This is a genomic window from Streptomyces sp. CO7 (assembly GCF_053474865.1).
This window is the reverse complement of record NZ_JBRIOU010000004.1, coordinates 773614-778970: the sequence shown is the minus strand read 5'-3', so window position 1 is coordinate 778970 and position 5357 is coordinate 773614. Positions and strand designations below refer to the sequence as shown.

4 protein-coding genes are annotated in these 5357 nt (G+C 73.7%); 2 read left to right on the top strand and 2 right to left on the bottom strand.

Going from position 1 to position 5357, the window contains the following annotated elements; translation table 11 throughout:
* Positions 1–5: 5 nt before the first annotated feature.
* On the bottom strand, positions 6–1646 hold the full coding sequence (locus ACOV8S_RS16345; protein ID WP_448318540.1) for a phospho-sugar mutase: 1641 nt from the start codon (positions 1644–1646) through the stop codon (positions 6–8).
* A gap of 262 nt (positions 1647–1908) precedes the next feature.
* Positions 1909–2721 carry a purine-nucleoside phosphorylase gene (locus tag ACOV8S_RS16340; protein ID WP_448318539.1) on the bottom strand — a complete coding sequence of 271 codons (813 nt, stop codon included), beginning with the start codon at positions 2719–2721 and terminating at the stop codon, positions 1909–1911.
* 160 nt (positions 2722–2881) lie between these two features.
* On the opposite strand from ACOV8S_RS16340, the gene ACOV8S_RS16335 reads away from it, so the two are divergent.
* Positions 2882–4318: an NAD(P)H-quinone dehydrogenase gene (locus ACOV8S_RS16335; RefSeq protein WP_351117096.1), complete on the top strand. Its 1437-nt coding sequence runs from the start codon at positions 2882–2884 to the stop codon at positions 4316–4318.
* Positions 4319–4585: 267 nt separating this feature from the next.
* On the top strand, positions 4586–5357 hold a 772-nt coding region (locus tag ACOV8S_RS16330), incomplete at its 3' end, for a DeoR/GlpR family DNA-binding transcription regulator (RefSeq protein WP_448318883.1).

Sequence of the window (5357 nt, the reverse complement as noted above, 5' to 3'; positions counted from 1 at the left end):
GGGGGTCAGAGGCCGGCGGCTTCGGCCAGGGCGGTGCGGAGGGCGGTCAGGGTTTCGGCGGCGCGGGCGCGGGCGGCGGGGAGACCGGTGTGGCCGGCGACCGGGACCACGACCTCCAGGTAGCACTTCAGCTTCGGTTCCGTGCCGCTCGGCCGCACGATCACCCGGGCGCCGTCCAGCGTGTAGCGCAGCCCGTCGGTCGGCGGCAGCGTCTCCGTGCCCTCCGACAGGTCCTCGGCCCTGGTGACCGCGAGCCCGGCCAGGCGGGTGGGCGGGTCCTCCCGCAGCCGCCGCATCGCGTCGGCGATGACGGACAGGTCCGCGACCCGCACCGACAGCTGGTCGGTCGCGTGCAGACCGTGCTCCACGGCGAGGTCGTCGAGCAGATCGAGCAGGGTGCGGCCCTGCTCCTTCAGCGCGGACGCCAGTTCGGTGATCGCCAGCGCCGCGGTGACGCCGTCCTTGTCCCGCACGCCGTCCGGGTCGACGCAGTAGCCGAGGGCCTCCTCGTAGCCGTAGCGCAGGCCCTCCACACGGGAGATCCACTTGAAGCCGGTGAGGGTCTCCTCGAACCCGAGGCCCGCCGCCTGGGCGATCCGGCCGAGCAGCGAGGACGACACGATCGACTCGGCGAAGGTGCCGCGCGCGCCCCGGGACACCAGGTGCGCGGCGAGCAGCGCGCCGACCTCGTCACCCCGCAGCATCCGCCAGTCGCCCGAGCCGTCCGGCACCGCGACCGCGCACCGGTCGGCGTCCGGGTCGTTGGCGATCACCAGGTCGGGGGCCGGGTCGGCCTTGCGCGCGGTGGCGAAGGCGAGGTCCATCGCCCCCGGCTCCTCCGGGTTGGGGAAGGCCACGGTCGGGAAGGCGGGGTCCGGCTCGGCCTGCTCGGCGACCAGCACCGGCTCGGGGAACCCGGCGCGGGCGAACGCCGCCAGCACCACGTCCTTGCCGACGCCGTGCATCGCCGTGTAGACGGTCCGGGCGGTCCGCGCGGAGCCCGGCGCGAGCACCGCGTCGGTGCGCGCCAGGTAGGCGTCCAGGACGGAGTCGTCCAGGATCTCCCAGCCGGACTCCGGCCGCGGCACGTCGTCCAGCGAGGCGACCGCCGCGATCTCGGCGGCGATCTCCGCGTCGGCCGGCGGGACGATCTGCGAGCCGTCGCCCAGGTACACCTTGTAGCCGTTGTCCCGCGGCGGGTTGTGGCTCGCGGTGACCTCGACGCCCGCCACCGCGCCCAGGTGGCGGATCGCGAACGCCAGCACCGGCGTCGGCAGCGGGCGGGGGAGCACGGCGGCGCGCAGGCCCGCGCCGGTCAGCACGGCGGCGGTGTCCCGTGCGAAGTCGGCGGACTTGTACCGGGCGTCGTAGCCGACGACGACCAGCCCGTCGCCCTGGCCGCGGGCGCGCAGGTAGGCGGCCAGCCCCGCGGCCGCGCGGATCACCACCGAGCGGTTCATCCGCATCGGGCCCGCGCCCAGTTCACCGCGCAGGCCGGCGGTGCCGAACTGGAGGGTGCCGGCGAAACGTTCGGCGAGCGCGGCCTCGTCGCCCGCCTCGATCAGGGCGCTCAGTTCCGCCCGGGTGTCGGGGTCCGGGTCCTCGGCGAGCCAGGCCTGCGCCCGGGCGATCAGGGTGTCCTGCACGGTGGGTTCGTCCTCCGGTTCGGTGTTCGGTTCGCGGTGGGGCGGGTTCCCCCGCACGGGGTTCCCGCTCCCGGTGCGTGAACCCGGTTCCCGGTCCGGACCTGGTTCCCGGTCCGGGGGGACCTGGTCCCCGGTCCGTGAACCCGGTCCTGCCCTGGGCGGGACGTCCCGCCGGGGCGGGCCTCCCCGGGACGGGAAGCCCGCCGGGGTGGAGCCGCACCGTCGTGCGGGTCCACCCCGGTGTGCGAGGGGCGCGGCGCCGTCAGAGGCGCGGCAGCAGCCGGGCGAGGAGTTCGCCCATGCGGGTGGCGCTGTCTCGGCCGGCCTGCAGGACCTCCTCGTGGTTGAGCGGCTCGCCGGTCATGCCGGCCGCCAGGTTGGTGACCAGGGAGACGCCCAGCACCTCGGCGCCGGCCTCGCGGGCCGCGATCGCCTCCAGGGTGGTGGACATGCCGACCAGGTCCGCGCCGATGGTGCGGGCCATCCGGATCTCGGCGGGCGTCTCGTAGTGCGGGCCGGGGAACTGCGCGTAGACGCCTTCCTCCAGGCTCGGGTCGACCTCACGGCACAGCTCGCGCAGGCGCGTGGAGTACAGGTCGGTGAGGTCCACGAAGTTCGCGCCGACGATCGGGGAGGTGGCCGTCAGGTTGATGTGGTCGGAGATCAGCACCGGCTGGCCGGGGCGCATGCCCTCGCGCAGGCCGCCGCAGCCGTTGGTGAGGACCACCGTGCGGCAGCCCGCGGCGGCCGCGGTGCGCACGCCGTGGACCACGGAGGCGACGCCGCGGCCCTCGTAGTAGTGGGTGCGGCCGAGGAAGACCAGGACCCGGCGGTCGCCGAGCAGGTACGACCGGACGCGCCCGCCGTGGCCTTCGACCGCCGGGGGCGGGAAGCCGGGGAGCTCGGTGACCTCCAGATCGGTCTCCGGAGTGCCGAGGGCGTCGACGGCCGGGGCCCAGCCCGAACCCAGCACCAGGGCGACGTCGTGGGTCTCGGCGCCCGTGAGCTGCCGGAGGCGGTCGGCCGCCGCCGCGGCGGCCGCGTAGGGGTCGTCCCGAAGAAGAGAAGCGTTCACCCGCCAGACCCTATCCCTTCTACCCCTACGCGCGTAGATCCGAGAGGGTTCGCGGCCCGATCGTTGCCGTGTCGTTTCCGTCCCCGCACAACGGCCCCGGCGCCCCCGCGAGGCGGCGCCGGTGGACCCCGGGCGGTGTGATCTTGAAGGGTGCGGGACAATGGGGCACGTGACTCGGATCGTGATCATTGGTGGCGGGCCCGGCGGATACGAGGCGGCCCTGGTCGCCGCGCAGCTCGGCGCGGAGGTGACCGTCGTCGACGCGGACGGTCTGGGCGGTGCGTCGGTGCTGACCGACTGCGTGCCGTCGAAGACGCTCATCGCGACGGCCGAGGTGATGACCACCTTCGACTCGTCGTACGAGGAGCTGGGGATCATCGTCGCCGACGACACCCCGCACATAGACTCCCCCGCGCGCGTGGTGGGCGTGGACCTGGGCAAGGTGAACCGCCGTGTGAAGCGGCTGGCGCTGGCCCAGTCGCACGACATCACCGCCTCCGTCACCCGGGCGGGCGCCCGGGTGCTGCGGGGCCGCGGCCGCCTGGAGGGCCTGCAGGCCGCCGACGGCTCGCGCAAGGTGGTCGTGCGGGCGGTGGACGGCAGCGAGGAGACGCTCACCGCGGACGCCGTGCTGATCGCCACCGGCGGTCACCCCCGTGAGGTGCCCGACGCGCGGCCCGACGGCGAGCGGATCCTGAACTGGACCCAGGTGTACGACCTCGACGAGCTCCCCGAGGAGCTCATCGTGGTCGGTTCCGGCGTCACCGGCGCCGAGTTCGCCGGCGCCTACCAGGCGCTGGGCTCCCGCGTCACGCTGGTCTCCAGCCGCGACCGCGTGCTGCCGGGCGAGGACCCGGACGCCGCCGCGGTGCTGGAGGACGTGTTCCGCCGGCGCGGCATGAACGTGATGTCCCGCTCGCGCGCCGCGTCCGCCAAGCGGGTGGGCGACCGGGTGGAGGTCACCCTCTCGGACGGCCGGGTGATCAGCGGCACGCACTGCCTGATGGCGGTCGGCGCGATCCCCAACACCCACGACATGGGCCTGGAGGAGTCCGGTGTCCGGCTGAAGGACTCCGGCCACATCTGGACCGACAAGGTCTCCCGGACCACCGCGCCCGGCGTCTACGCGGCCGGCGACGTCACCGGCGTCTTCGCGCTGGCCTCGGTGGCGGCCATGCAGGGCCGGATCGCGATGTACCACTTCCTGGGCGACGCGGTGGCCCCGCTCAACCTGAAGGCCGTCTCCTCCAACGTCTTCACCGACCCGGAGATCGCCACCGTCGGCTACACCCAGGCCGACGTGGACGCCGGCAAGATCGACGCCCGGGTGGTCAAGCTGCCGCTGCTGCGCAATCCGCGCGCCAAGATGCAGGGCATCAGGGACGGCTTCGTGAAGATCTTCGCGCGGCCCGGCACCGGGATCGTGGTCGGCGGCGTGGTGGTCGCCCCGCGCGCCTCCGAACTCATCCACCCGATCTCCATCGCGGTGGACAACAACCTGACCGTGGAGCAGATCGCAAACGCGTTCACGGTGTATCCCTCGCTGTCCGGCTCCATCGCCGAGGTGGCGCGTCAGCTGCACACCCGCAAGTCCTGACACCCCCTTCTCCAGCGCCGCGCCGGCCCCAACTCGGGGCCGGCGCTCGGCGTTTCCGGGGCCCGCGCGGAGCGGGGCGACTTCGCCCGTCACGGTCCGTCGCCGCCCATGCGTGTGGCATAGTCCCCGGCGCGGAGCCTTATACCACCCCGGACCCCCGAGTACGTACATCTTCTGCAATTCGCCGCAAACTGCTGAAACCCGGCGGTCGTTGGGGTTACTGTCAGTTTCGTGTTCGCTGCAGAACGTCGTCAATTGATCCTCGAAATGGTGCGCGCCAACGGAGCGGTGTCGCTCCGTGAGCTCGCCCGCGTCGTCCAGACCTCCGAAGTGACCGTGCGGCGGGACGTGCGCGCGCTGGAGGCAGAAGGACTCCTCGACCGCCGTCACGGCGGTGCGGTACTGCCCGGCGGGTTCACGCGTGAGTCGGGCTTCCCGCAGAAATCCCATCTCGCCACCGCCGAGAAGACCGCCATCGCCGACCTCGCCGCGGGTTTCGTCGAGGAGGGCGAGGCCATCGTGGTCGGGGCGGGCACCACCACGCAGGAGCTGGCCCGCCGGCTCGCGCGGGTGCCCGGTCTGACGGTGGTGACCAACTCCCTGCTGGTGGCGCAGGCGCTCGCCCACGCCAACCGGGTGGAGGTCGTGATGACCGGCGGCACCCTGCGGGGCTCCAACTACGCGCTGGTGGGCAGCGGGGCGGAGCAGTCCCTGCAGGGGCTTCGGGTCTCCAAGGCCTTCCTGTCGGGCAGCGGCCTGACCGCCGAGCGGGGCCTGTCCACCTCCAACATGCTCTCCGCGTCCGTCGACCGTGCGCTGGTGCAGGCCGCCTCCGAGGTGGTGGTCCTGGCGGACCACTCCAAGCTGGGCACCGACACGATGTTCCAGACGGTTCCGACGGAGCTGATCACCCGTCTGGTGACGGACGAGCCGCCGGGCCACGACGAACGCTCCGCGACGGAGCTGCAGGCGCTGGCCGACCAGGGGGTGCAGATCGCGGTGGCCGGGACGCCGGGGTCGGAGCGGGCGGAGCCGCCGG

What these genes read in the sequence shown, in the direction of transcription:
- ACOV8S_RS16335 (WP_351117096.1), top strand. Translation starts at nt 2,882, where the DNA reads ATGGGGCACGTGACTCGGATCGTGATCATTGGTGGCGGGCCCGGCGGA.